This is a genomic window from Comamonas sp. SCN 65-56 (genome assembly GCF_001724135.1).
In the GTDB taxonomy this organism is placed as follows: domain Bacteria; phylum Pseudomonadota; class Gammaproteobacteria; order Burkholderiales; family Burkholderiaceae_C; genus Comamonas_C.
In genome coordinates, this window is record NZ_MEDS01000025.1 from 156,984 (window position 1) to 181,609 (window position 24,626).

General features: G+C 64.5%; 25 protein-coding genes, 2 tRNA genes and 1 CRISPR repeat array. Of the genes, 6 read left to right on the forward strand and 21 right to left on the reverse strand.

Features of this window, described 5'->3' with window-relative positions; all coding sequences use genetic code 11:
- Genes cas5e through cas2e form a run of 4 tightly spaced genes read left to right on the forward strand, consistent with a single transcriptional unit; the run spans nt 1 to nt 2,672 of the window.
- Nucleotides 1-711, forward strand: a complete 711-nt coding sequence (cas5e, locus tag ABS45_RS13645) for a type I-E CRISPR-associated protein Cas5/CasD (RefSeq protein ID WP_291556271.1) — start codon at nt 1-3, stop codon at nt 709-711.
- Nucleotides 708-1,478, forward strand: a complete 771-nt coding sequence (gene cas6e / locus ABS45_RS13650; protein ID WP_291556273.1) for a type I-E CRISPR-associated protein Cas6/Cse3/CasE — start codon at nt 708-710, stop codon at nt 1,476-1,478. Before cas5e ends, cas6e begins: the two co-directional genes overlap by 4 nt.
- Nucleotides 1,479-1,489: 11 nt before the next feature.
- A complete protein-coding gene (cas1e, locus tag ABS45_RS13655; protein ID WP_103046046.1) occupies nt 1,490-2,383 on the forward strand; it encodes a type I-E CRISPR-associated endonuclease Cas1e in 894 nt (297 codons plus the stop codon).
- A complete protein-coding gene (gene cas2e / locus ABS45_RS13660; RefSeq protein ID WP_291556278.1) occupies nt 2,355-2,672 on the forward strand; it encodes a type I-E CRISPR-associated endoribonuclease Cas2e in 318 nt (105 codons plus the stop codon). Before cas1e ends, cas2e begins: the two co-directional genes overlap by 29 nt.
- A 56-nt stretch (nt 2,673-2,728) precedes the next feature.
- Nucleotides 2,729-7,759: direct repeats of the CRISPR family, unit length 29 nt; unit sequence GGTTGCCCCGCGCGAGCGGGGATAGGCCC.
- 757 nt (nt 7,760-8,516) lie between these two features.
- On the opposite strand, the gene ABS45_RS13665 is transcribed toward cas2e, so the two are convergent.
- The 18 genes from ABS45_RS13665 to rplN all read right to left on the reverse strand — a co-directional run bounded on the left by ABS45_RS13665 (nt 8,517) and on the right by rplN (nt 17,399).
- A tRNA-Met gene (locus ABS45_RS13665) sits at nt 8,517-8,593 on the reverse strand.
- Between the two features lie 23 nt (nt 8,594-8,616).
- On the reverse strand, nt 8,617-9,006 hold the full coding sequence (rplQ, locus tag ABS45_RS13670; protein ID WP_291556280.1) for a 50S ribosomal protein L17: 390 nt from the start codon (nt 9,004-9,006) through the stop codon (nt 8,617-8,619).
- An 86-nt stretch (nt 9,007-9,092) separates the two neighbouring features.
- Nucleotides 9,093-10,085 carry a DNA-directed RNA polymerase subunit alpha gene (rpoA, locus tag ABS45_RS13675; protein ID WP_291556282.1) on the reverse strand — a complete coding sequence of 331 codons (993 nt, stop codon included), beginning with the start codon at nt 10,083-10,085 and terminating at the stop codon, nt 9,093-9,095.
- 112 nt (nt 10,086-10,197) lie between these two features.
- Nucleotides 10,198-10,821, reverse strand: a complete 624-nt coding sequence (gene rpsD / locus ABS45_RS13680) for a 30S ribosomal protein S4 (protein WP_291556284.1) — start codon at nt 10,819-10,821, stop codon at nt 10,198-10,200.
- Between the two features lie 89 nt (nt 10,822-10,910).
- Nucleotides 10,911-11,315: a 30S ribosomal protein S11 gene (rpsK, locus tag ABS45_RS13685; RefSeq protein WP_291556286.1), complete on the reverse strand. Its 405-nt coding sequence runs from the start codon at nt 11,313-11,315 to the stop codon at nt 10,911-10,913.
- A gap of 16 nt (nt 11,316-11,331) precedes the next feature.
- Nucleotides 11,332-11,697: a 30S ribosomal protein S13 gene (gene rpsM, locus ABS45_RS13690; protein WP_024538820.1), complete on the reverse strand. Its 366-nt coding sequence runs from the start codon at nt 11,695-11,697 to the stop codon at nt 11,332-11,334.
- Between the two features lie 23 nt (nt 11,698-11,720).
- Nucleotides 11,721-11,834: a 50S ribosomal protein L36 gene (rpmJ, locus tag ABS45_RS13695; protein ID WP_084301239.1), complete on the reverse strand. Its 114-nt coding sequence runs from the start codon at nt 11,832-11,834 to the stop codon at nt 11,721-11,723.
- A 121-nt stretch (nt 11,835-11,955) separates the two neighbouring features.
- On the reverse strand, nt 11,956-13,275 hold the full coding sequence (gene secY / locus ABS45_RS13700; RefSeq protein ID WP_291556288.1) for a preprotein translocase subunit SecY: 1,320 nt from the start codon (nt 13,273-13,275) through the stop codon (nt 11,956-11,958).
- Between the two features lie 17 nt (nt 13,276-13,292).
- Nucleotides 13,293-13,724: a 50S ribosomal protein L15 gene (rplO, locus tag ABS45_RS13705; protein WP_291556290.1), complete on the reverse strand. Its 432-nt coding sequence runs from the start codon at nt 13,722-13,724 to the stop codon at nt 13,293-13,295.
- Nucleotides 13,725-13,734: 10 nt separating this feature from the next.
- Nucleotides 13,735-13,917 carry a 50S ribosomal protein L30 gene (rpmD, locus tag ABS45_RS13710; RefSeq protein WP_024538823.1) on the reverse strand — a complete coding sequence of 61 codons (183 nt, stop codon included), beginning with the start codon at nt 13,915-13,917 and terminating at the stop codon, nt 13,735-13,737.
- Between the two features lie 26 nt (nt 13,918-13,943).
- Nucleotides 13,944-14,465: a 30S ribosomal protein S5 gene (gene rpsE / locus ABS45_RS13715; RefSeq protein ID WP_291556293.1), complete on the reverse strand. Its 522-nt coding sequence runs from the start codon at nt 14,463-14,465 to the stop codon at nt 13,944-13,946.
- 12 nt (nt 14,466-14,477) lie between these two features.
- The gene (gene rplR / locus ABS45_RS13720) at nt 14,478-14,843 is read right to left on the reverse strand and encodes a 50S ribosomal protein L18 (RefSeq protein WP_291556295.1); all 366 of its coding nucleotides are present in this window, start codon (nt 14,841-14,843) and stop codon (nt 14,478-14,480) included.
- Nucleotides 14,844-14,857: 14 nt separating this feature from the next.
- Nucleotides 14,858-15,391 carry a 50S ribosomal protein L6 gene (rplF, locus tag ABS45_RS13725; RefSeq protein WP_291556296.1) on the reverse strand — a complete coding sequence of 178 codons (534 nt, stop codon included), beginning with the start codon at nt 15,389-15,391 and terminating at the stop codon, nt 14,858-14,860.
- 22 nt (nt 15,392-15,413) lie between these two features.
- Nucleotides 15,414-15,809 (reverse strand): 30S ribosomal protein S8, encoded by a 396-nt coding sequence (gene rpsH / locus ABS45_RS13730; RefSeq protein ID WP_291556297.1) that lies wholly within the window; start codon nt 15,807-15,809, stop codon nt 15,414-15,416.
- Between the two features lie 21 nt (nt 15,810-15,830).
- Nucleotides 15,831-16,136, reverse strand: coding sequence for a 30S ribosomal protein S14 (gene rpsN, locus ABS45_RS13735; protein ID WP_291556298.1), 306 nt, complete (start codon nt 16,134-16,136; stop codon nt 15,831-15,833).
- Between the two features lie 8 nt (nt 16,137-16,144).
- Nucleotides 16,145-16,684 (reverse strand): 50S ribosomal protein L5, encoded by a 540-nt coding sequence (rplE, locus tag ABS45_RS13740; RefSeq protein WP_291556299.1) that lies wholly within the window; start codon nt 16,682-16,684, stop codon nt 16,145-16,147.
- 11 nt (nt 16,685-16,695) lie between these two features.
- Nucleotides 16,696-17,016, reverse strand: a complete 321-nt coding sequence (gene rplX, locus ABS45_RS13745) for a 50S ribosomal protein L24 (protein WP_291556300.1) — start codon at nt 17,014-17,016, stop codon at nt 16,696-16,698.
- 14 nt (nt 17,017-17,030) lie between these two features.
- Nucleotides 17,031-17,399 carry a 50S ribosomal protein L14 gene (gene rplN / locus ABS45_RS13750; protein WP_291557243.1) on the reverse strand — a complete coding sequence of 123 codons (369 nt, stop codon included), beginning with the start codon at nt 17,397-17,399 and terminating at the stop codon, nt 17,031-17,033.
- A 301-nt stretch (nt 17,400-17,700) separates the two neighbouring features.
- Here rplN and ABS45_RS13755 point away from each other — a divergent pair.
- A tRNA-Sec gene (locus ABS45_RS13755) sits at nt 17,701-17,796 on the forward strand.
- A gap of 93 nt (nt 17,797-17,889) precedes the next feature.
- Complete coding sequence (selB, locus tag ABS45_RS13760) at nt 17,890-19,704, forward strand: selenocysteine-specific translation elongation factor (RefSeq protein ID WP_291556301.1); 1,815 nt, start codon at nt 17,890-17,892, stop codon at nt 19,702-19,704.
- Nucleotides 19,705-19,721: 17 nt separating this feature from the next.
- Here the strand turns inward: selB and ABS45_RS13765 are convergent, their stop codons facing one another.
- Genes ABS45_RS13765 through ABS45_RS13775 form a run of 3 tightly spaced genes read right to left on the reverse strand, consistent with a single transcriptional unit; the run spans nt 19,722 to nt 24,541 of the window.
- Complete coding sequence (locus ABS45_RS13765; protein WP_291556302.1) at nt 19,722-20,690, reverse strand: 2Fe-2S iron-sulfur cluster-binding protein; 969 nt, start codon at nt 20,688-20,690, stop codon at nt 19,722-19,724.
- Nucleotides 20,687-22,540, reverse strand: a complete 1,854-nt coding sequence (locus ABS45_RS13770; protein WP_291556303.1) for an NAD(P)H-dependent oxidoreductase subunit E — start codon at nt 22,538-22,540, stop codon at nt 20,687-20,689. Before ABS45_RS13770 ends, ABS45_RS13765 begins: the two co-directional genes overlap by 4 nt.
- Before the next feature lie 3 nt (nt 22,541-22,543).
- Nucleotides 22,544-24,541 (reverse strand): molybdopterin-dependent oxidoreductase, encoded by a 1,998-nt coding sequence (locus tag ABS45_RS13775; RefSeq protein WP_366246633.1) that lies wholly within the window; start codon nt 24,539-24,541, stop codon nt 22,544-22,546.
- Nucleotides 24,542-24,626: the final 85 nt, after the last annotated feature.

Below are 24,626 nucleotides of genomic sequence, written 5' to 3' on the forward strand. Positions count from 1 at the left end.
ATGCGGCGCTACCTCGTACTGCGGCTGGCCTCGCCGCTGATCGCCTTTGGCGGCGAGGCTATCGACAACCTGGGCGTGATCCGCGACTTTCCCGCCCTGTCCATGCTCACCGGCCTGCTGGCCAACGCCCTGGGCTGGGATCGGGGCGAGGCCGAGCGCCACAACCGCTTGCAGCAGCGCCTGCGCGTGGGCTGCGTGCTGGCCCCGGGCGCGCAGCGCGTGCAGGATTTTCAAACTGCACAACTGGCCAAGGACGACAAGGCCTGGACGACATGGGGCGTGCCCGAAGAGCGCGCCGGCGGCGCCGGCACCTACGCCGGCCCGCACCTGCGCTGGCGCGACTACCACGCCGACCTGACCGCCTGGGTCGCCTTCACCCTGCTACCCGCTGATGAAGCGCCCTCGCTGGGCGACATCGCCCGCGCCTTGGATCAACCCGCTCGCCCGCTGTTCATTGGCCGCAAACCCTGCCTGCCCACGGGCCGGCTGGTGGCGGGCTGGCAAGAGGCGGCGGACGTGCGCAGCGCCTTGCAGGCCATCGTCAGTGCGCAGCAGGGCCAGGGCTGGCGTGCCCAGTGGCCCGATGGCGAAGGGGCGCAGCCGGGCGATCACCTGTCGGACATCTGCGATGAACGCAACTGGCAAACCCAATTGCACGGCGGCTGGCGGCCCGTGCGCCAGGGCCTGCTGCACGCGGAGGGCCGCGCATGAGCCAGACTGCCACCCCCTTGTACCTGCTGCACTGCCAGCCTGACGCGCGCCTGCTGGCTACCTGGATGGCGCGCCACCGCACGCACGACGAAGGCGAAGCCCTGCACGGCCTGCTGCGTGCCGTTTTTGGCACCGCAACACCCCAGCCGTTTCGCTACCTGGACGAAGCGCGGGGTTTGCTAGCCTACACGCCGCTCGATGCCCAGGCGCTGGCTGCCCAGGTGGCCAAAGCCGTTGATGCCGACCCGCTGGCTGTGCGCACCTTGGGGCTGATCACAAGCGCCCAGCACGGCGGCTACCGCCTGCGCCCGTATCCCACGCAATGGGCGCAGGGCCAGGTGCTGGGCTTTGAAGTGCGCGTGCGCCCCACGGTGCGCGGCGCCAAGGGCGAGCAGGATGCCTTCTTGCACGCCGTGGCCCAGGCTGGTGGCAAGGATGGTGCCCCGGTGCAGCGCGAAGCCGTGTATGCGCAGTGGCTGCATGGGCAGCTTGGCCCCCGCGAAGGCCAGCCGCGCCAGCCCTGGCAGGGCGCGGTAGAGCTGCTGGACGTGCAACTGCAGGCCTTTGCCCGCAGCCCCATCACCCGCCGCAGCCAACCCGGTGCAGGCGGCGAGCGCAAGGGCCGCGTCATCGACGGCCCGGACGCCACCGTGACCGGCCGCCTGCGCGTGACCGACTCCGACGCCTTCGCCCAACTGCTGGCGCGCGGCGTGGGGCGCCACCGCAGCTATGGCTTTGGCATGTTGCTGCTGCAGCGGGCGGCTTGAGATGTAGTGCCATGCTCAAAGGCCGCCTGGGGCTGGAAAAAGCCCGTATCCCCCACGCCGACCGCCACGGCTTGCTGTGGCTGTCGCGCGGCGAACTCTGCGTGATCGACGGCTGCCTGCACTTCGTGCGCGGCAAGGATAGCCTGACGCCCGGCATCGACCAGATCCCGCACCAGGCCGTGTCGATGATCTTGCTGGGCCCCGGCAGCAGCGTGACGCAGGACGCGCTGCGCCTGCTGGCGCGCCACGGCACCTTGCTGGCCGCCGTGGGCGAAGACGGCGTGCGCAGCTACACCGCGCCGCCGCTGCTGCCCGACCGCTCCGACGTGGCGCGCCGCCAGGCCGAGCTGTGGGGTAGCCCCAAGCGGCGTATCAGCGTGGCACGCCACATGTACGCGCTGCGCCTGGGCGAGGTGCTGCCGCACCGCGACCTAGACACCCTGCGCGGCATCGAGGGTGCGCGCGTCAAGGCCATGTACGGCCTGATGGCGCAAAAGCACGGCATTACCTGGAGGGGCCGCCACTACGACCGCGCCAACCCCAACGCAGCCGACATCCCCAACCAGGCCATCAACCACGCCGCCACCGCCGTGCAAGCGGCCGCCGCCATTGCGGTGCAGGCCGTGGCGGCGCTGCCGCCGCTGGGCTTCATCCACGAGGATTCGGGTCAGTCATTTGTGCTGGACATTGCCGACCTGTACCGCGACAGCGTGACGCTGCACATCGCCTTCACTGCCGCGCGGCAAGCGGAGAAATCTAGCGACACCGTCGATAGGCTGGTGCGGCGCGAAGCAGCCACGGTGTTTCGCAAGCAGCAGGTCATTGCTTCGATGATCGACAGCATCCAGAAAGTCTTACGCATGGACGAGGTAGAGCATGGCGCTGGTGACGATCGTGATCCGTGACATGGCCAACCGCCACCATGGCTTTCTGTCGTCGGTGATGCTGGAGGTGGCCCCCAACGTGTTCATCTCGCCGCGCATGAACCCCGGCGTGCGCGAACGGGTCTGGGACGTGCTCAGCGATTGGTATGCCCAGCAACCGCAAGGCAGCGCCGTCATGGTCTGGCGCGATACCAACGCCACCGGCGGTGTCGGCATCGCCAGCCTGGGTAGCCCGCCGCGTGAATTGGTAGAGCTGGACGGTATGTGGCTGGTGCGCAGGCGCTCATCGGACGTCGGAAAAGCTCTTTAAAATTCAGAAGCCAGTTTGGTGGTTTTCTCTTGTGTGATAACGAGTTGACCACGAGAGGTTGCCCCGCGCGAGCGGGGATAGGCCGCAGGCCGCAGAGCGCCTTGGCATCCTCGAAAAGGTTGCCCCGCGCGAGCGGGGATAGGCCCCGTGATCGGTTCGGTGACAAGCAGCGTCATACGGTTGCCCCGCGCGAGCGGGGATAGGCCCTGCGCCTGGATGGCCTTGTCGAGCGACGAGACGGTTGCCCCGCGCGAGCGGGGATAGGCCCAGCGCGAAGGATTCCGGGCGCGCGCGGACGCTGGTTGCCCCGCGCGAGCGGGGATAGGCCCCGTATTCCGGTCGAGGGCTTCGTATCGATCGAGGTTGCCCCGCGCGAGCGGGGATAGGCCCATGGCCCACAGGCGGCGGTTCTGGGCGTCGGTGGTTGCCCCGCGCGAGCGGGGATAGGCCCCAAAGCGCCCGCGTTGCTGCCGGCCAAAGAAAGGTTGCCCCGCGCGAGCGGGGATAGGCCCTAGCGAAGGCTGGCCGCGATGGGCTGATCGATGGTTGCCCCGCGCGAGCGGGGATAGGCCTTCGATGCGGTTGTCTTGCGTGTCGGCGCCGCAGGTTGCCCCGCGCGAGCGGGGATAGGCCCTCGGCGAAATCAACAACCGCCTGCGCGACACCGGTTGCCCCGCGCGAGCGGGGATAGGCCCACCCGCACCTCGGCGATGCAGGGCAGGGGATCGGTTGCCCCGCGCGAGCGGGGATAGGCCTTCGATGCGGTTGTCTTGCGTGTCGGCGCCGCAGGTTGCCCCGCGCGAGCGGGGATAGGCCCTGCGCGGCTTCTCCATCATCGATGACCGCTGCGGTTGCCCCGCGCGAGCGGGGATAGGCCCCGCTCGCCCGCCTCATGGAAAGCCGCCATTGCGGTTGCCCCGCGCGAGCGGGGATAGGCCCTGACCAATACGGCGCGCCCGTCGCCTACCACAGGTTGCCCCGCGCGAGCGGGGATAGGCCCTTGCCGAGCGCCTGCACGCCCTGCGCGGCATCGGTTGCCCCGCGCGAGCGGGGATAGGCCCTGGATGCGCCCAGCGCAGCCACGGCGGTGGTGGGTTGCCCCGCGCGAGCGGGGATAGGCCCGCTAGCGATGATTCAGCTCGGTCGCGCAACCAGGTTGCCCCGCGCGAGCGGGGATAGGCCCCTCGCTCAGGCGGGCGACGTCGGCCTGGGCGAGGTTGCCCCGCGCGAGCGGGGATAGGCCCCGCCCTATGGTGCCATCAGCCACAAACCCACGGGTTGCCCCGCGCGAGCGGGGATAGGCCCGTCAAAGGAGCCCACTCATGACCACCTACACCGGTTGCCCCGCGCGAGCGGGGATAGGCCCGCCACCAACACCAGCGTCTCCGGCCTGGCGCAGGTTGCCCCGCGCGAGCGGGGATAGGCCCACCCTGTTCGACGACGTCGACACCGTCAGCCGGGTTGCCCCGCGCGAGCGGGGATAGGCCCGCGTTGGCGTTTTCATAATCGCTCTTGTAGGCGGTTGCCCCGCGCGAGCGGGGATAGGCCCGACATCAAAATCCGCGCCAGCAAGGTCATGGCGGTTGCCCCGCGCGAGCGGGGATAGGCCCATTGCAAGGCGGTGTTCCTGCCGTGGTGCGGCGGTTGCCCCGCGCGAGCGGGGATAGGCCCGAGGGCAGCACGCTTTTTTCGCGCCTGACGCGGGTTGCCCCGCGCGAGCGGGGATAGGCCCTATGCGCACACTGTCTACGTCCATGCAGTGCCGGTTGCCCCGCGCGAGCGGGGATAGGCCCAATAATTGTCATGTCGTTCCTCCAGACAATGCGGTTGCCCCGCGCGAGCGGGGATAGGCCCTTCGCCCGCTCCTTGTAGCCCATGTCCTGAGCGGTTGCCCCGCGCGAGCGGGGATAGGCCCCCGCCAGAGTCAGCGCATGGGGGCGTGACGCAGGTTGCCCCGCGCGAGCGGGGATAGGCCCCCACCAGGCGCGTGGGCGTGAGGTGTGCCCACGGTTGCCCCGCGCGAGCGGGGATAGGCCCGCCGGCAAAGCGGGCGTAGAACTGCAGGCTGGGGTTGCCCCGCGCGAGCGGGGATAGGCCCCGGGCCACGAAGGCCGCCGACGTGAAGATGGCGGTTGCCCCGCGCGAGCGGGGATAGGCCCTTTCTCGCGCGGCACGAGCTGAATCAAAAGCGGGTTGCCCCGCGCGAGCGGGGATAGGCCCTGTCTCCAGTGATGACAGGAGCGCCGTAGTGGGGTTGCCCCGCGCGAGCGGGGATAGGCCCGGGTGATCATCAACGACGTCGTTGTCGAATACGGTTGCCCCGCGCGAGCGGGGATAGGCCCGCCCCTTGGACTTGATCGACGCGATGTTGCGGGGTTGCCCCGCGCGAGCGGGGATAGGCCCATCCGCAAAGGATGGCCAGCCCATGGGCGCGGGGTTGCCCCGCGCGAGCGGGGATAGGCCGTGGAGGAGGATTACATCAAGGCCACCGGACAAGGTTGCCCCGCGCGAGCGGGGATAGGCCCTTTTGGGCCAAGCGCGCCAAGTACCCGCAGTTGGTTGCCCCGCGCGAGCGGGGATAGGCCCTCGCGACGCACGAAGAGCCCGGCGACGACAGCGGTTGCCCCGCGCGAGCGGGGATAGGCCGTGTGTAGCGTAGGCGGGAGACAATGACAGCGCGGTTGCCCCGCGCGAGCGGGGATAGGCCCGGCGGCCATGCTGGATTCCCTCCTGGGATTGAGGTTGCCCCGCGCGAGCGGGGATAGGCCCCTAGCAGTGATGGTGCTGTCCGACTGCGGCCAGGTTGCCCCGCGCGAGCGGGGATAGGCCCCTCCCCACCGTCTACGCCTCCTGAGCCTCGGCGGTTGCCCCGCGCGAGCGGGGATAGGCCCGACGACCTGCGCGCGTTCGATCGCATGGTGCAGGTTGCCCCGCGCGAGCGGGGATAGGCCCGTTCCCACCATCGCCCAGCCGCTCACCCTCTCGGTTGCCCCGCGCGAGCGGGGATAGGCCCCATCGCCGCCCAGCAAGAGCAGGCGCAGCTTGGGTTGCCCCGCGCGAGCGGGGATAGGCCCTGCAGGACGAAAACGAGGCCCGGCGCCTGGCCGGTTGCCCCGCGCGAGCGGGGATAGGCCCGCGCGTGGTGGAACAGGGTTGGTCCAACCAACGGTTGCCCCGCGCGAGCGGGGATAGGCCCCAGCAAGAAATCGCCGACCCGCAGTACGGCGTGGTTGCCCCGCGCGAGCGGGGATAGGCCCGCGCGGATTGGCGGCGTCTGGTACGTCACCAGGGTTGCCCCGCGCGAGCGGGGATAGGCCCGGCGCAGTGACGCCTACCCAATACGCCGTATCGGTTGCCCCGCGCGAGCGGGGATAGGCCCCGGCTCAAGGCGTTCGACGTCATGAGCTACACGGTTGCCCCGCGCGAGCGGGGATAGGCCCCGTTGGCAGGCCACCGAAATGCTGGGTTTCTAGGTTGCCCCGCGCGAGCGGGGATAGGCCCGACTCCAGGCGCTCCTGACGGCGAGCACGCTCGGTTGCCCCGCGCGAGCGGGGATAGGCCCGCGCCGCTCGTGCCCGTGAGCCACACCAGTTGGGATGCCACGCGCGAGCGGGGATAGGCCCAGGCCAATTCGGCCTTGCTGGCGCCACTGCCAGGTTGCCCCGCGCGAGCGGAGATAGGCCGTGCCCAAGTCCTACTGGACGTGGGCGCTTAACGGTTGCCCCGCGCGAGCGGGGATAGGCCCTTCAGACCGAGCGGGAAGTTCTCGTCCACGTAGGTTGCCCCGCGCGAGCGGGGATAGGCCCGGCCAGCACACCATCTACGCGACCGTCGCCCAGGTTGCCCCGCGCGAGCGGGGATAGGCCCTTCCCACTGGCTAGCTGCTGGTCAATCTCCAGGGTTGCCCCGCGCGAGCGGGGATAGGCCCCTTGGCGCGAGGCAAGGAGCGGGCGCAAAAAGGGTTGCCCCGCGCGAGCGGGGATAGGCCCCCGCGGTGTACGAGGAGTGGGAGGAGCGCCAGGGTTGCCCCGCGCGAGCGGGGATAGGCCCTACAGCGGGGCGGCCAGCGGGGCGGACAGGCTGGTTGCCCCGCGCGAGCGGGGATAGGCCCATTCGCCGCCATTGCGCGTGCGGTGGCCCTGAGGTTGCCCCGCGCGAGCGGGGATAGGCCCCCGTCCGCCAGTTGGCAATGCCATTCCGTGCCGGTTGCCCCGCGCGAGCGGGGATAGGCCCTATTGTTGGGATGCAAATAGATCATTGGCTTTGGTTGCCCCGCGCGAGCGGGGATAGGCCCTGAGTAAATTGGAGAAGGATTAATATCATCAAGGTTGCCCCGCGCGAGCGGGGATAGGCCCGACCCGCTGGGCCAGCGTGGCTATATCGGTGCGGTTGCCCCGCGCGAGCGGGGATAGGCCCCGGGGGGTAAGCATGCGTGTATGTATCGAGACGGTTGCCCCGCGCGAGCGGGGATAGGCCTTCGCCCGCGATGGCGAGCAGGCGATCGACACGGGTTGCCCCGCGCGAGCGGGGATAGGCCCTTCGCCAGACTGATGAACGCGGGCGTGCTCGCGGTTGCCCCGCGCGAGCGGGGATAGGCCCTTTGTTCCACAACGCGAAGGCTCGCGCCGCTGGGTTGCCCCGCGCGAGCGGGGATAGGCCCGTCACCCCCGCCCGCGTGATCGTCAGCGTGCCGGTTGCCCCGCGCGAGCGGGGATAGGCCCCTGTCCATCGCCTATCGTGGTTGAGTTGAACGGGTTGCCCCGCGCGAGCGGGGATAGGCCCCACAAGCACCGCGTCAGGGTAGTTCTGAGCGAGGTTGCCCCGCGCGAGCGGGGATAGGCCGCAATGGCTCTGCAGATGGTATTGCCATTCGGCGGTTGCCCCGCGCGAGCGGGGATAGGCCCACCAGCGGCATTTGCCCCCGCGCCTCGACCTCGGTTGCCCCGCGCGAGCGGGGATAGGCCCCAGCACGAAGCAAATGCCTGGCGCGTCGCCTGGGTTGCCCCGCGCGAGCGGGGATAGGCCCCCGACTCAGACGTGTAGCCAGACGGCCCGATCGGTTGCCCCGCGCGAGCGGGGAGCCGCCAGCTCGCCCGCCGTGAACAGCATCAACCAGTGCACCTGGGTCGTCGCCTCGCCGGTCGCCGAGTAGGTGACCAAGATGGCGTTGGCCATGCCGCGTGACTTGCGGGCCATGCGCTGCGCCGGCGTGCAGCCGATGCCATGGCGCTCGTGCAGCTTCTCAAGGAGCTTGCGAGCCTTCTCCGCGGGCACCTGGCCGAAGGTGTAGCGGGTATAGCCCTTGGGGATGCTGTCGAGGATGCGTGAAAGTGCCGCGCTCTTGCTGCGTGCGATAGGGGTGTTTGCCATGATGAGGGCGTGAGTCGATATACCTGGTATAGGCACGCGCCAGGCTTTGCAATGTGATGGGGGAGGTAGGGGTACGCAGGTATCGGGTGTGCGATGAGGCGCTTGAGGCGTGACAACTCCGGCCCCTTGCCTCGTTTCATGGGAGTCCCCTCTGTCCGGTAACGTACCAGCAGCTCTCCCAAAGTCGTGCGCTCGGCCTCGGAGCGGTCAATGAACAGTCCGCGCCGCATTTCCGACTCGACGGTGGCCGCCGAATCCTGGGCATCTCGCTTGCTTTCGAACGTGCGGGTCTGGCTGGGGTAGCCAGTTCTTCGGACAGTTGCCTGCCACTGGTACGGACCGCGGTATGTGAGGGTTGCCATCCTTGCTCCCTATGTTGGGACAAGGCGTGTAGGAACCATTGCAGCAAAATTGCAGCAATAACCCAAAACCCAAAAAAAAGGTTACGACACTGTCGTAACCCCTTGATTTCATTGGTTGCGCGGGAAGGATTTGAACCTCCGACCTTTGGGTTATGAGCCCAACGAGCTACCAGACTGCTCCACCGCGCGATAAGCTTTGTATTATAGCGCAATCAAGCCTTGTCGTTCTCGACCGCGGCTTCTGCAGCGCCCTCGACCAATTCGACATACGCCATGGGCGCGTTGTCACCGACGCGGAACCCCATCTTCAGAATACGGGTGTACCCGCCTGGTCGGTTCATGAAACGCGGACCCAAGTCAGTGAACAGCTTGGTGACACTATCGCGGCTGCGCAGGCGCGCAAAGGCCAACCTGCGATTGGCGACGGTGTCCTTGCGCGCCAACGTAATCATGGGCTCCACCACACGGCGCAGCTCCTTGGCCTTCGGCAATGTGGTTTTGATGGCCTCGTGCTCAATCAGCGAGTTCATCATGTTTTGCAGCATCGCCTGCCGATGGGCGCTGGTGCGGTTGAGTTTGCGCAGTCCATTTCCGTGACGCATGGTGGTTTCCTTTTTACGCTTGTAATACGACAGGCCGTTTCAGGTACCCGCCGCTGCACAGGGCGGCGACCGCCCGGTGTTCCTTGTTAACGCTTTTCGAGACCCGCTGGCGGCCAGTTTTCCAGACGCATGCCCAAGGTGAGCCCACGAGAAGCCAGCACTTCCTTGATCTCATTGAGCGACTTGCGCCCCAGATTGGGCGTCTTCAGAAGTTCGTTCTCGGTGCGCTGAATCAGATCACCAATGTAGTAAATATTCTCGGCCTTGAGGCAATTGGCCGACCGCACCGTGAGTTCGAGTTCGTCGACGGGGCGCAGCAGGATCGGATCGAACGCAGCACTGCTCGCGTGGCCACTTGAACCGCTCGACGGGAAAATCTCTCCACCATCCAGCTGCGCAAACACCGCCAGTTGCTCGACCAGTATCTTGGCCGAGGTGCGTACAGCTTCCTCTGCCGTCATCGTTCCATTGGTTTCGATATCGAGTACCAACTTGTCCAGGTCGGTACGCTGTTCGACACGTGCGCTCTCCACGGTATAGCTGACGCGGCGGATGGGCGAGAACGACGCATCCAGAACAATGCGGCCGATCACCTTGTTGGATTCGTCGCCATGCCAGCGCTGATTGCCTGGCACATACCCACGCCCCTTTTCCACCTTGATCTGCATATCCAGTTTGCCCCCGGCAGACAGCGTGGCAATGGCGTGGCCGGGGTTGATGATCTCGACATCGTGAGGTGTCTGAATATCGCTGGCCGTGACGATCCCCTCGGTATCCTTGCGCAGGCTCAGCGTGACCTCATCGCGGTTGTAGAGCTTGAACACCACACCCTTGAGGTTCAGGAGAATGTTGATCACGTCTTCCTGGACGCCATCAATGGAAGCGTACTCGTGCACCACACCGGCGATGGACACTTCGGTCGGTGCATAGCCATCCATCGACGACAGCAACACGCGACGGATGGCGTTGCCCAACGTATGGCCGTATCCGCGCTCAAACGGTTCGAGCTCCACCTTCGCACGATTGGTGCTGATCTGTTCGACGTTGATTGTCTTGGGTTTGAGCAAATTGGCTTGCATGCAGTCTTCCTCTCAATGCCCCCAGCTCGTTACACCGGTAAGGCTGATGAAGCGCCCGCGGGGCGATGCCTCGCCCCGCGGGAACCATTGCAAAATGCGGGTGCGACCCAAATCAGCGCGAATACAACTCAACGATCAGCGATTCGTTGATATCAGCGCCAAACTCGTCGCGATCCGGAGTTTTCTTGAAGACGCCTTCAACCTTGTCGGCATTGACTTCAACCCATGCCGGCAAACCCACTTGCTGTGCCAGTTGCATCGCCTCGGCGATGCGCGCTTGCTTTTTGGACTTTTCGCGCACTGCCACCTGATCTCCAGCCTTCACGAGGTAGGAGGCAATATTCACACACTGCCCGTTGACCGTGATCGTCTTGTGCGAAACCAGTTGACGCGCCTCGGCACGGGTTGAGCCGAAGCCCATGCGGTACACCACGTTGTCCAGGCGCGACTCAAGCAGAGACAAAAGGTTGGCACCCGTATTGCCACGACGGCGATCCGCCTCCTCGAAATAGCGGCGAAACTGCTTTTCGAGTACGCCATACATGCGCTTGACCTTCTGCTTTTCACGCAACTGCAAGCCGTAGTCGGATGTACGAGCACCGGAAGTACGGCCGTGCTGGCCGGGCTTGGAGTCGAACTTGGCTTTGTCAGCAATCGAGCGACGCGCGCTCTTGAGAAACAGGTCCGTGCCTTCACGGCGGGAGAGTTTGGCCTTGGGGCCGAGATAGCGTGCCACTTTGAAATCCTAGGTTGTTCTGCTGCGGCAAGCTGCCGCAGGAGCCACCATCGCGCAAGGCAAACGGTGGCGGTGGGCTTATTGAAAACTCAGATACGACGGCGCTTTTGGGGGCGGCAACCGTTGTGCGGCACCGGCGTGACGTCGGAAATTGACGTGATGCGAATACCAAGCGCGCCCAGAGCGCGCACGGACGATTCACGACCAGGGCCGGGGCCCTTGATCTCCACGTCGACGTTCTTGATCCCCTGCTCGATAGCAGCGCGGCCCGCCACTTCGGACGCCACCTGCGCGGCAAACGGCGTGGACTTGCGTGATCCCTTGAAACCCTGACCACCCGACGACGCCCACGACAAGGCATTGCCTTGGCGATCCGTAATCGTGATGATGGTGTTGTTGAACGATGCGTGCACGTGCGCGATGCCGTCGGAGACGTTCTTGCGAACCTTCTTGCGCACACGCTGGGCTGCGTTACTGGCGGGAGATTTGGCCATGGTGTTCTTTCACTGCTTATTTCTTGAGGATCGCAGCGCCTTTGCGCGGACCCTTGCGTGTACGGGCATTGGTGCGCGTGCGTTGCCCGCGCAGCGGCAGGCCGCGACGATGGCGCATCCCGCGATAGCAGCCAATGTCCATCAACCGCTTGATGTTCATGGTGGTCTCGCGGCGCAGATCGCCCTCGATCGTGATATGCGCAATCTGATCGCGGATTTTCTCCAGATCAGCGTCCGTGAGATCCTTGATCTTGGTCGAATACCCAATGGCGCAAGCCTCGCAGATCTTGCGAGCGCGTGAGCGACCGATGCCATAGATGGCCGTCAACCCGATCTCGGCGTGTTGATGCGGCGGGATATTGATACCAGCAATACGAGCCATATGCGTCCTCTGAACTTTCTCAATCAACCCTGGCGCTGCTTGTGGCGCTGGTCGCTGCAGATCACGCGCACAACACCTTTGCGGCGAATGATCTTGCAATTACGGCAAATCTTCTTGACAGAAGCGGAAACTCTCATTTTTTTCTCCTGAACATCAAGCCCCTGCGCTCAAGGCAGGTGACCTTGTGTTTTCAACCGGCTAGGCTACTGCCCGTACGACAGCGAAACCCAGCATTGTAAGCGAACACCTTGTTTCTGGCTAACCACTGATCGTCGTCTTGAAATTCGCCTTCTTGAGCAACGACTCATACTGCTGACTCATCAGGTAGTTCTGCACCTGGGACATGAAGTCCATGGTCACCACCACGATGATCAGCAGCGATGTGCCTCCGAAATAGAACGGCACGTTGTAGCGCAGAATCAGAAACTCCGGCAACAGGCAAACCAGGGTGACATAGATCGCGCCAATGAACGTGAGCCGCAGCAGGATCTTGTCAATGTACTTGGCGGTATTTTCTCCGGGGCGGATGCCCGGGACGAAGGCGCCGCTCTTCTTCAGGTTGTCTGCCGTTTCCCGGCTGTTGAACACCAGCGCGGTATAGAAAAAACAGAAGAAGATGATGGCACCCGCATACAACATCACATAGATCGGCGAGCCGGGCGTAAGCGTGCTGGAGATATCCTTGAGCCAGCGCATCGAATCACCAGCGCTGAACCAGTTCACGACCGTGGCGGGCAGCAGGATGATGGACGACGCAAAGATCGGCGGAATCACGCCCGACATGTTCAACTTGAGCGGCAGATGAGACGATTGCCCGCCATAGACCTTGTTGCCGACCTGGCGACGTGCATAGTTCACCAGGATCTTGCGTTGTCCACGCTCGACGTAAACCACGAAATACGTCACCAGCAGCACCACCGCGACAATCAACAGCGAGACGATGATGCTCATCGCGCCCGTACGAACCAGTTCCAGCAAGCCTGCCAGTGCGCTTGGCAATCCAGCGACGATGCCTCCGAAAATCAACAATGAGATGCCGTTGCCGAGACCGCGCTCCGTCATCTGTTCACCCAACCACATCAGGAACATGCTGCCGGCCGTGAGGCTCACCATCGCTGTTACACGAAACGTGAATCCCGGATCGATCACCAGACCAGGTTGACCTTCCAGGGCAACGGCAATTCCCATCGACTGGAAAATGCACAGTCCGAGCGTGCCATAGCGCGTGTATTGGGTAATTTTGCGGCGACCTGCCTCACCTTCTTTGTTCAAGGCTTCAAAGGTCGGTATCACGTACGTCATCAGCTGCATGATGATGGCCGCCGAGATGTAGGGCATGATGCCCAATGCGAACACCGTAAAGCGCTCCAGCGCACCGCCGGAGAACATGTTGAACAGGTTCAGTATGCCGCCTTGTTGGCTGTTGAAAAGCTGCTCAAGCTGATCCGGGTTGATGCCTGGCACCGGAATATGTGCTCCGATGCGATACACCACCAGGGCGAGCAGCAAGAACACCAGTCGGCGACGCAGATCGCCGAACTTGCCGGTCTTTGCCAGTTGAGCCGCGTTGGTTGCCACGATGCGCCCGAACGCCCTCAGGCCACGCTGCCGCCGACCGCTTCGATCGCGGCCTTGGCACCAGCGGTCGCGCCGATACCGGCAAGCTTGACAGCCTTGGTCAGGCTGCCGCTCTTGATCACCTTGACCACACGCGCGAGCTGACCAACCACACCGGCCTTCTTGAGTGCCAGCAAATCAACTTCGCCGAGCCCCAATTTTTCAAGCGCCGACAGCGTGACCTCGGCGTTGTACTTGAGCTGGGTGGATTTGAAACCACGCTTGGGCAGGCGCCGCTGCAGTGGCATCTGACCACCCTCGAAGCCAACCTTGTGAAAGCCGCCAGAACGGGATTTTTGGCCCTTGTGACCACGACCGGCCGTCTTGCCCAAACCGGAGCCGATACCGCGGCCGACACGGCGTGCCGCATGCTTGGCGCCTGCTGCAGGCTGAATGCTGTTGAGTTCCATGATCGATCTTTCAGAGGATCTTCACCAGATAGGCGATCTTGTTGATCATCCCACGCACTTCCGGCGTGTCCTTGAGTTCGCTCACGCTGTTGAGCTTGCGCAGGCCCAGACCACGCACCGTGGCGCGGTGGGATTCCTTGGTGCCAATGGGGCTGCGCACCAGTTGCACCTTGAGGGTTTGCTGAGTTGTCACTGTAGCCTCGGTATCTTTAGCGGACTTCAGGCGGCAAAGAGGTCTTCGACCGACTTGCCGCGCTTGGCGGCGATCTCGGCTGGCGTCGTCGAACGCGCCAGCGCGTCGAACGTTGCGCGCACCATGTTGTAGGGATTGGACGAGCCGTGGCTCTTGGCCACGATGTCGGTAATGCCCATGACTTCAAACACCGCGCGCATTGGTCCGCCCGCGATGATGCCGGTACCCTTGGGAGCCGGTGCCATCATGACGGTGGCAGCCCCATGCTGACCGACGACATTGTGGTGAATGGTGCCGTTCTTGAGCGACACCTTGACCATGCGCCGACGCGCCTCTTCCATCGCCTTCTGAACGGCAGCAGGCACTTCCTTGGACTTGCCTTTGCCCATGCCAACACGACCATCGCCGTCGCCAACCACGGTGAGTGCGGCAAAACCCAGAATACGCCCGCCTTTAACCACCTTGGTGACGCGGTTGACCGCAATCATCTTCTCGCGCAGGCCGTCGTCACGCTCTTCGTTTTGTACCTTGGCTTGAAATCTTGCCATTTTCTGCTCCGATCAGAACTGCAGACCCGCTTCGCGGGCCGCTTCCGCCAGGGCCTTGACCCGGCCGTGGTAGGCATAACCGGCGCGATCAAACGCCACTTTTTCAACACCGGCCGCCTTGGCCTTCTCGGCGATGCGCTTGCCGACGACCAGCGCGGCGGCGGCATTGCCACCCTTGCCATGACCACCCAAGGCTTCGCGCACTTCCTTTTCGGCACTGGATGCAGTCGCCAGCACCTTGCTGCCGCAGCCGGAAATCACGGTGGCGTAGATGTTCAGATTGGTGCGATGCACAGTCAGCCGCACCGCGCCCTGTTGGGCGATGCGAATGCGGGTCTGACGGGCACGACGCAGACGCTGCTGTTTCTTGTCTAGCATGATGGTGCAGCTCCTTACTTCTTCTTGGTCTCTTTGATGACGACCGTTTCATCCACATAGCGGATGCCTTTGCCCTTGTAGGGCTCGGGAGGACGTACAGCACGGATTTCGGCCGCAAGTTGTCCGACTACCTGGCGGTCAGCACCCTTGATCACGATCTCGGTAGGTGTCGGGCAGGCCACCGCGACACCGGCAGGCATCACGAAGTCGACCGGGTGCGAAAAACCGATATTCAAGTTCAGCTTGTTGCCCGAGGCTGCCGCCTTGAAACCAACCCCGATCAGCGAAAGCTTCTTCTCGAAACCCTTGCTCACGCCGACAACCATGTTGTTGACCAGCTGGCGCACGGTGCCGCTGGTGGCGTTGGCTTCGCGCGACTCGTCGACAGGGGCAAACGACAGCTTGCCCGCATCGTTGCTGATCTTGACCAGCGCGTTCTGCGGCACCGACAGGGTGCCGCCAGCGCCCTTGACCTGGATACGGTCGGCGGTAATGGAAACATCCACCCCCGAAGGGATGGTCACATGTGCTTTGGCTACGCGAGACATTGCGGTATTTCTCCTTGATGCTTCACGCGACGTAGCACAGCACTTCGCCGCCGACGCCGCTGGCGCGCGCCTTGCGGTCAGTCATCACGCCCTTGGGGGTGGTGACGATGGCCACGCCCAAGCCGTTCATGACCTGGGGAATGGCGGTGCTGCCCTTGTAGACGCGCAGACCGGGACGGCTCACACGCTCGATGCGCTCGATCACCGGGCGACCGGCGTAGTACTTCAGCGCGATTTCGAGCTCGGACTTGCCGCCTTCGCTCTTGATCTGAAAACCGTCGATGTAACCCTCGTCCTTCAACACCTGGGCGATGGCCACCTTTACCTTGGAGGCGGGGGCCGACACCGTGGTCTTGGCGACCATCTGGGCGTTGCGGATGCGGGTCAGCAGGTCGGCAATGGGATCACTCATGCTCATGTTGTTCTCTCCTGCTGCGGCTTACCAGCTCGCCTTGGTGACACCAGGGATGTCACCGGCGAACGCCAGCTCGCGCACCTTGGCGCGGCCGAGACCGAATTGTCGGAAGGTGCCACGTGGGCGCCCGGTCATCTCGCAGCGATTGCGCTGGCGCGTCGGGTTGGCGTTGCGCGGCAGCTTTTGTAGCGCCAGGCGCGCGGCATCACGCTCGCCATCGCTGCGCTTGGCATCACCAGCCACGGCCTTCAGCTCGGCATACTTGGCGGCATACTTGGCCGCCAGCTTTTCGCGCTTGAGTTCGCGCTCGATCAGTGCTTTCTTAGCCATGCGCCACCTCAGTTCTTGAACGGGAAACGGAACGCCGTGAGCAACGCCTTGCACTCGGCATCGTTCTTGGCCGTCGTGGTAATGCTGACGTTCAGGCCGCGCAACGCATCGACCTTGTCGTACTCGATTTCCGGGAAAATGATCTGTTCCTTGACACCGATGTTGTAGTTGCCACGGCCGTCGAACGCCCGGCCCGACACACCGCGGAAATCGCGCACGCGCGGCAGCGCCACGGTGACGAAGCGGTCAAGGAACTCATACATGCGCACGCCACGCAGCGTGACCATGCAGCCGATCGCCTGACCTTCGCGGATCTTGAAACCGGCAATCGCCTTGCGCGCCTTGGTGACCACGGGCTTTTGCCCGGCGATCTTGGTCAGATCGGCCACGGCATTGTCCATGACCTTCTTGTCGGCCACGGCCTCGCCCACACCCATGTTGAGCGTGATCTTGGTCAGGCGCGGCACCTCCATGATGGAGGTGTAACCGAACTTTTCCTTGAGTTCGCCCGCGATCTTTTCGCGGTAGAGTTTTTGCAGTCGTGCCATCTGTGTTTACCTCAGGCGGTGGCGATATTGGCGCCGGTGGACTTGTAGACGCGCGTGCGCTTGCCGTCGTCGCTCATCTTGATGCCCACGCGATCGGCCTTGCCGGTCTGCGCATTGAAAATTGCGACGTTGGACTGGTGAATCGGCATGGCCTTTTCAACGATGCCACCCGCCGTACCCTTCATCGGATTGGGCTTGACATGCTTCTTGACCATGTTCACACCCTCGATGACGAGATGCGTCTCGTCCTTGCGCAGCGTGACGGTGCCACGCTTGCCCTTGTCGCGACCAGTCAAGACAATGACCGAATCGCCCTTGCGAAGCTTGTTCATGACGCGCCTCTTCCTTAGATGACCTCGGGAGCCAGCGACACAATCTTCATGAAGCGCTCGGTGCGCAACTCGCGCGTGACCGGGCCAAAGATGCGGGTGCCGATGGGCTCGAGCTTGGCATTGAGCAACACCGCAGCGTTGCCATCGAACTTGATGAGCGCGCCATCGCCACGGCGAATGCCTTTGGCGGTACGCACAACCACCGCGCTGTAAACCTCGCCTTTTTTGACGCGGCCACGCGGAGCAGCTTCTTTCACGCTCACCTTGATGATGTCGCCCACACTCGCGTAACGCCGCTTGGAGCCGCCCAGTACTTTGATGCACTGCACGGTCTTGGCGCCGGTGTTGTCGGCAACCTCTAAACGAGATTCAGTCTGGATCATTGCAATATTCCCAACTTGTACCCGACTCAAACCGAGCCGGATCAGTCTTGGACCCGTACCAGCAGCCCTGTCATCCAAGGCGCCAGCTGCTTTCGCAGGGCTAAATTCACTCCGCCATGAGCGGCGAAGCTGGCTATTATGGCTCATTTTTGGCAAATGAGTCAAGACATTCCAAAAAACGTGTATGCATCGGGCTGTGCGTCTCGCGCAAGATGCATACCCAAAGGCCTGTCTGCGCCGATGGCCTCGGCGCGTCCACGGCGCACAAGAGGCGACGCGATGCTAGTATAGACAGGCACATGGAGGTGTGTGGGTGCCTGGTGGCCCCCCCGGTCTTCAAAACCGGTGAGGCCGAGCATCTCGGTCTGGCGGGTTCGATTCCCGTCCGCCTCCGCCAGCGGCCCTCTCCCGGCTTCACACCAATGACCACGAAGTCTTTCCAGACGCCTGAACTGCCCATCGCAGCGCTCACGCGCCCGTGCTGCCGCGCATGACGACGCACGTCGTGGCCACGGCCGGCCACGTGGACCACGGCAAGAGCACTCTGATCCGGGCACTGACCGGAATGGAGCCCGACCGGTGGGAACAGGAACGCGTGCGCGGGCTCACCATGGATCTCGGTTTCGCGTGGACGACGCTTTCGTCGGGCCGCGAAGTGTCGTTTGTGGACGTTCCCGGCCACGAGCGCTTCATCGGCAATGCGATTGTCGGATTGGCGACTGCACCCATCGTGTGCTTTGTAGTGGCAGCCGATGAAGGTTGGTCGACCCAGTCTGGCGAGCACCGCGATGCCATTGCCGCGCTCGGCATCCGTCACGGGTTGATCGTCGTCACCAAGACGGATCGCGCCCCCGACCTGGTCGCCGCAACAATGGCGCGTGCGCGCAGCGAATTTGCACTCACAGGCCTGCGTGACGCTCCCATCGTCGCCGTATCGGTCGCGCAGGGCAAGGGACTGGACGACCTCAGACTGACACTCGAGCAGGTCCTCACAGCAACGCCTGATCCCGACCGCTCGGCCCGGCTGCGACTGTGGATTGACCGCGGATTCAGCATTTCAGGCGCTGGCACGGTGGTCACCGGAACCTTGGCCAGCAGCACTCTGACCAAGGGCGACTCGCTGCTGCTGACACGCCACGGGGGAACACCGCGAGCGGTGTCCATCCGGGGCCTGGAATCACGTGAGAAGGCCGCCGGGGTTTTGTACCCGGTCAACCGCGCAGCCATCAATTTGCGCGGCATTACCGCAACAGAGGCACGCCGCGGCCAAGCCTTGATTGCGCCTGACACCTGGCATATGGCTGCGGCGATGGACGTGCGGCGCATCTGTGGCGTCGCACTGGATGCAGCGCCCGCGCAAGTCATCGCGCACATCGGCACAGCCGCGGTGCCAGCGCGTTTGCGCAGCCTTGGCAGCGATCACGCTCGCATCACCCTCGCCTGGCCGTTGCCGCTCACCGTGGGCGATCGGTTGCTGCTGCGCGACCCCGGTCGGCACCTGGTGATCGGCGGCGTGAACGTGCTCGACCCCGCCCCCCCGGCACTGCTGCGCCGCGGAGACAGTCGTCGGCGCACGCAGGCGCTCGCTGCCATGCCTCTTGCGGGCGATGTGCAGGCCAAGGTCGCCGAGCGAGGTGCCGTGGCTGCGGATGAACTGCAGCGCCTGGGCTTGACGGACGCCAACGCCGTGCCGCCACCGGAGGTGCATGTGCGGGGTCCCTGGTGGGTGCATCAGCCCACGTACGACGCATGGGTGCGGCAACTGCGCGCACTGGTGGAAGAAGACGAACGACGCAACCCGCTCACGCGAGGCGTTTCCGAAGGGGCCGTGCAGTCGGTGCTCGCGCCGTGCGCCGCGCCCTTCATCGCTCAACTGGTGAAAGATGGCGGGCTGGAACTGCACGAAGGCCACATCCGTCAGCCACACGCCCGTCTTCATCTGGGCCGGGCTGAAGCGGCGGTTGGCACACTGGAGGCGCGCTTGACAGCGCAGCCATTCAACGCTCCCCTGGCCGACGAACTGACTGCCCTTGCCCTGGGCACCCGCGAACTCGCCGCTGCCGAGCGCGCGCAACGGGTACTGCGCTTTCCGGGTGGCGTGGTCCTGTTGCCCTCTGCTCCGCGGCAGGCACTACAGCGACTCACGCAGTTGCCGCAGCCCTTTACCACCAGCCAGGCACGGCAGGCGCTGGGCACTTCGCGCCGCGTGGCGATTCCCTTGCTGGAATACCTGGACCGAAAGGGTCTGACCCGACGGGTGGACGACGACCACCGCGAAGTGCGGCGCGAGACACCGGCTCAGTAGCCAATGCGCCTCGTCGATCAGAGGCTGTCCGCGCCGCCCTTCTTCTTGCGGCTTTGCACATGTTGAAAGCCGAACCGCCCCTTGATGCACAGATTGCCATGCCCGATGGAATGATCATGGGGCGAGGTGACTTTGACGATTTCATTGTCCTGCACGTGCAGCGTCACATTGCAACCCACACCGCAGTAGGTACACACCGTCGTGGTTTGCGTCTGACGGGATTCATCCCAGGTGTCCGCCGCACGCATGTCGTATTCGGACTTGAACGACAGTGCGCCCGTCGGGCAGACCTCCACGCAGTTGCCGCAAAAAACGCAGGCGGAGTCAGGCAGATCGACCGCGAATTCGGTGGAAATCTGCGAATCGAACCCGCGCCCGGCGATCTGGATCGCAAAACTGTTCTGCCACTGCGGGCCACAGGCATCGACACACTTGTAGCACAGGATGCACTTGCTGTACTGGCGCACAAAGAGGTCGTTGTCGACCTTATCGGGCTGGGCCATGGTCGCCGCCACACTGCCGTCGCCCAAGTGATGCTCACCCGGTTGGTGCATGTCGCGCTGCAGGCTCTCGCCGGCCGGCTCGCCATAGCGTCCGGGGTCGGCTTCGTAGCGCTGCATCCACTCATCGATGCGCGGCGTGGTGGAAAGATCGACGGACGAGCCCAGCAGCTCCAGCACCATGCGCCGGCTATGGCGCACGCGCTCACTGTCGGTCAGCACCTCCATGCCGGGTTCGACCTTGCGTGAGCACGATGGCACCAGCACGCGCGCGCCCTTGACCTCGACCATGCAGACACGGCAGGCATTCTTGGGCGTGAGGGTGTCACCCCAGCACAGCGTGGGCGTGTCCTTGCGCGCGGCGTTGCACGCGGCAAGGATGGTGCTGCCCTCGGGCACGCTCACGGGCGCTCCGTCCACGGTGATCGTCACCATCTGCACGGACGGCGCTGCGTGCGCGGGCATTCCTTTGTCCACGGCGTTCATGCCGGCTCCTTCAGCGTGCCGAGGCGGTCAATCGCCGACTCGATGGCGTTCCAGGCGGCCTGGCCCAGACCGCAGATGGACGCATCCTTCATCACCTGACCGACGTCGCGCAGCAGCGCGATGTCGCGCTCGTGCTCGCCATCGCCGCGGTGCCTGTGCATGATGCGCAGCAAGGCTTCCTCCTGCCGCACCGTCCCGACGCGACACGGCACGCACTGGCCGCAGGATTCGTCGCGAAAGAAGCTGGCGATGCGCAGCAGGATGCCGCTCAAGTCAACGCTGTCGGCAAACGCCAGCACCACGCCGGAGCCCAGCGTCGTCTGGTGTGCACGCGCGCCTTCAAACGTGAGCGGGATGTGCAGCTCGTCCGCGCGCACGAAGCCGCCGGCGGCGCCGCCGAGCAACACCGCCTGCAGCGTCCGGCCCTGGGGCAAGCCGCCGGCCAGCGCGATCACCTCGCCCAGCGTGGCGCCAAACGCAACCTCATAAATACCGGGGCGCACCACGTTGCCGGAGACGCAGAACAGCTTGGGACCGGTGGAATCCTTCGTGCCTATCGTGGCGTACTGCGCGCCACCCAGGCGCAGGATGAGCGGGATGTTGTAGAGCGTTTCAACGTTGTTCACCACCGTCGGCTGGCCAAAAAGTCCGTGCTCGAAGGGGAAAGGCGGCTTGGTGCGTGGCTCGCCGCGGTAACCTTCAATCGAATTGAAGATCGCCGTCTCTTCGCCACAGATGTAGGCGCCCGCGCCGCGGCGGATTTCAAGCTCAAACCCATAACCCGAGCCCAGAATGTCCGTCCCCAGCAAGCCGCGCTCGCGTGCCTTGATGATGGCGTTGGACAGCATCCGGTACGAGCGCGGGTACTCGCCACGCAGATAGATGTAACCGCGTTCGGCGCCGATGACAAAACCCGCGATCGTCATGGCTTCAATCAACGCAAACGGATCGCCTTCCAGCAGCACCCTGTCCTTGAACGTGCCAGGTTCGCTTTCGTCTGCGTTGCAGACAAGGTAGCGCGGCGTGGCGCTCTGTCTGGCCGTGCTTTCCCACTTGACACCCGTCGGAAACGCCGCTCCACCGCGGCCCATGAGGCGCGATGCCTTGACTTCGGCAACGACCTGCCCGGCTCCCATGGCGAACGCGCGCTGGAGTCCCTCGTATCCGCTGGCCGCGAGATAGTCGTCCAGGCTCTGCGGGTCCACTTGGCCGATGCGCCCAAGCAGCATCAACCCTGTCTCGCCGGCTTGCGGCACGGCCACGGAAGGTGGCACCTCGGCGGACAAGGTCTGGGGGCCTTCGTGCAGCGCGCGCGCAATGTCGTCGGCACTGGCTGCCCCGATCAAGTGCTCGTGCGGTGGATCGCCCGCTTCCACCGCCAGCGCCACCGGCGCGCGCTCGCAGGCGCCAAGGCAGGGGCTGTGCTTCCAGCCCGAATGGGCTCCCGCGTGGCCCAGACGCTGTTCGAGTGCGCTGCACAATTCCTTGGAACCACGCGCCATGCACGCGATATCGGTGCAGACATGCGCGATGCGTCTGGGGCGCGGGCTGGTGGAAAACAGCCCGTAGAAGGTTGCAACGCTGTAGACATCCGCCGCCGCCACATGCAGCCGCTTGCCAATGTAGTTCAGCGCCCCGGGGCTGATCCAGCCTGTGCGGTCGTTCACCGCATGCAAGGCTTCCAGCACCAGATGCCGGCGCGAGCGCTCCTGGCCCGTGTGCGCACGGCGATGGTCCTGCTCGTCGCGCTCGCCGCCATGCCAGCCACCGTCACCGGGTCCGCCCAGGCGCTGGTCGATGGCCTCACGCTCCTGCGCAAATGGCTCGGCGTTGGAAAACTTCAGATCCACGGGTCATCCTTCCTGTTGCGCCGTCACCAACTCATTCCTGCCCGGCTCACGGTCAGCCACAGCCTGCGCACGCCAGCTTGCGGGCCGGGCCTCCTGGGTCTTCTCCACTCTGACCGCCGTAGCCTTGAATTCCGCCGTCTTGGCAATTGGGTCATGGGCCTCGATGGTGAGTGCATTGACGTCCACGTCATCCGGGAAATTGCAGGCCATGAACAGCAGTCCCGGGCGCAAGCCCGGATCGCAGCGCACCGGCGCCAGCACCGAGCCACGGCGCGATGTCACGCGCACCACTTCGTCCTCGGCCATGCCCATGCGGGCCATGTCCTCCGGTGAGATATCCACACAACCGCCAAAACGGATGGGGGAGTTGAAGCCGCCCGATTGCACGCCCGTGTTGTAGTCCGTGAGTCGCCTGCCCGTCGTCAGGCGCAGCGGATAGTCCTCGTCCAGCTGGTCGACCGGCAAGCGGTGCTCGATGATGCCAAACGGTGCCGGGCGCCCGCGCTTGTGCGGGTCGGTCTCCCACAGACGAGCGTGCAGGAACGGTGTTTCCGGCCCCGCCTCGTCGGGGAAGGGCCATTGCACGCCACCGCGCTCGGCGAGCACCTTCCACGACATGCCATGGTGCGCCGGCGAGAGCGCACGCAATTCATCCCACACCTGTTCACCCGTTTGCACCGGCCAGCGATGGCCCATGCGCGCCGCCAGCAGCCGGATGATCTCGATATCGTCCTTCGCCTGCCCTGGCGGCTCCAGGGCCTTGCGCACCAGCTGCACGCGCCGCTCGCTGTTGGTGAAGGTGCCATCGCTCTCGCACCACATGGCGGTGGCCGGAAACACCACATCGGCATACGACGCGGTCTTGGTCAGGAAAATGTCCTGCACCACGAGGTGATCGAGGTTTTCCAGGCGCTTGATCACAGCGGCGGTATTGGCATCGGACTGCGCCGGGTTCTCGCCCACGACATAGAGGCTGGTGAGATGCCCTTCATCCATTGCATCCATCATCTCCGAGACTGTCAGGCCCTCGCTCGTGGGCAGCGTGACGCCCCACAGGCGCTCGAATTTGGCGCGGTGCTCGGGGTTGCCGACATCCTGAAAGCCCGGCAGATTCTTCGGGATGGCACCCATGTCACCACCGCCCTGCACATTGTTCTGGCCGCGCACCGGTACCAGACCCGCGCCCCAGCGGCCGACCTGGCCGGTGAGCAGCGCGAGATTGCACAGCGCACGCACGTTGTCCGTGCCATTGTGATGCTCGGTGATGCCCAGCGTCCAGCACAGCTGCGCGCGCTCGGCCTTGGCATAGTCGTGCGCCAGCGCGCGGATCAGTTCGGCGGGTACGCCCGTCTCGCGCGCAGTAACTTCCAGGGTCCACGGCTCGCAGGCTGCCACATACTCCTCAAAACCGATCGTGGCGTTGGCCACGAAAGCCTCGTTCACCAGGCCGGCATGGATGATCTCGCGGCCCACGCCGTAGGCGAGCGCGATGTCGGTGCCGACATCCAGCCCCAGCCAGTTGTCCGCCCATTCCGCCGTCTTGGAGCGGCGCGGATCGACCACATAGACCTTGGCACCCTTGTGGATGCCCTTGAGAGCATGGTGGAAGAAGATCGGGTGCGCCTCCCGGGCGTTGGAGCCCCAGAAGACGATCAGATCCGCGTCCTCGATCTCCCGATAGGAAGAGGTACCGCCCCCCGCACCAAATACCGTCACCAGACCGGCGACGCTGGGTGCGTGTCACGTTCGATTGCAGGAATCGATGTTGTTGCTGCCCATCACCGCGCGGGCAAATTTCTGCGCGATGAAATTGAGCTCGTTGGTCGCGCGCGAGCACGAGAACATTCCGAACGCATCGGCGCCGTGGGCTTCGCGGTTGCGCCTGAAACCCTCTGCCGCGCGATCCAGCGCCTCCTCCCAGGTGGCGGGACGCAGAACGCCGCCATCGCGCACCAGCGGCTCGGTCAAACGGGTATAGGGTTGGTGAGCGGTTTTGGACACGGTTTGCCTCCAGAGTGCCTCGGTATGGGTTTGGTACAAATATACCAGTTGTACATCATGTGCAGCCGGAGCCCTGAACCAGTCA

What these genes read in the sequence shown, in the direction of transcription:
- rpoA (WP_291556282.1), bottom strand. Translation starts at nt 10,085, where the DNA reads ATGCAAGCCAATTTGCTCAAACCCAAGACAATCAACGTCGAACAGATC.
- rplN (WP_291557243.1), bottom strand. Translation starts at nt 17,399, where the DNA reads ATGATCCAGACTGAATCTCGTTTAGAGGTTGCCGACAACACCGGCGCC.
- rplE (WP_291556299.1), bottom strand. Translation starts at nt 16,684, where the DNA reads ATGGCACGACTGCAAAAACTCTACCGCGAAAAGATCGCGGGCGAACTC.
- rpsK (WP_291556286.1), bottom strand. Translation starts at nt 11,315, where the DNA reads ATGGCCAAATCTCCCGCCAGTAACGCAGCCCAGCGTGTGCGCAAGAAG.
- cas6e (WP_291556273.1), top strand. Translation starts at nt 708, where the DNA reads ATGAGCCAGACTGCCACCCCCTTGTACCTGCTGCACTGCCAGCCTGAC.
- cas5e (WP_291556271.1), top strand. Translation starts at nt 1, where the DNA reads ATGCGGCGCTACCTCGTACTGCGGCTGGCCTCGCCGCTGATCGCCTTT.
- ABS45_RS13765 (WP_291556302.1), bottom strand. Translation starts at nt 20,690, where the DNA reads ATGAACGCCGTGGACAAAGGAATGCCCGCGCACGCAGCGCCGTCCGTG.
- rplX (WP_291556300.1), bottom strand. Translation starts at nt 17,016, where the DNA reads ATGAACAAGCTTCGCAAGGGCGATTCGGTCATTGTCTTGACTGGTCGC.
- rpsH (WP_291556297.1), bottom strand. Translation starts at nt 15,809, where the DNA reads ATGAGCATGAGTGATCCCATTGCCGACCTGCTGACCCGCATCCGCAAC.
- rpsE (WP_291556293.1), bottom strand. Translation starts at nt 14,465, where the DNA reads ATGGCAAGATTTCAAGCCAAGGTACAAAACGAAGAGCGTGACGACGGC.
- cas1e (WP_103046046.1), top strand. Translation starts at nt 1,490, where the DNA reads ATGCTCAAAGGCCGCCTGGGGCTGGAAAAAGCCCGTATCCCCCACGCC.
- rplR (WP_291556295.1), bottom strand. Translation starts at nt 14,843, where the DNA reads ATGCTAGACAAGAAACAGCAGCGTCTGCGTCGTGCCCGTCAGACCCGC.
- selB (WP_291556301.1), top strand. Translation starts at nt 17,890, where the DNA reads ATGACGACGCACGTCGTGGCCACGGCCGGCCACGTGGACCACGGCAAG.
- rplF (WP_291556296.1), bottom strand. Translation starts at nt 15,391, where the DNA reads ATGTCTCGCGTAGCCAAAGCACATGTGACCATCCCTTCGGGGGTGGAT.
- rplQ (WP_291556280.1), bottom strand. Translation starts at nt 9,006, where the DNA reads ATGCGTCACGGAAATGGACTGCGCAAACTCAACCGCACCAGCGCCCAT.
- rpmJ (WP_084301239.1), bottom strand. Translation starts at nt 11,834, where the DNA reads ATGAGAGTTTCCGCTTCTGTCAAGAAGATTTGCCGTAATTGCAAGATC.
- rpsN (WP_291556298.1), bottom strand. Translation starts at nt 16,136, where the DNA reads ATGGCTAAGAAAGCACTGATCGAGCGCGAACTCAAGCGCGAAAAGCTG.
- rpsM (WP_024538820.1), bottom strand. Translation starts at nt 11,697, where the DNA reads ATGGCTCGTATTGCTGGTATCAATATCCCGCCGCATCAACACGCCGAG.
- rplO (WP_291556290.1), bottom strand. Translation starts at nt 13,724, where the DNA reads ATGGAACTCAACAGCATTCAGCCTGCAGCAGGCGCCAAGCATGCGGCA.
- cas2e (WP_291556278.1), top strand. Translation starts at nt 2,355, where the DNA reads ATGGCGCTGGTGACGATCGTGATCCGTGACATGGCCAACCGCCACCAT.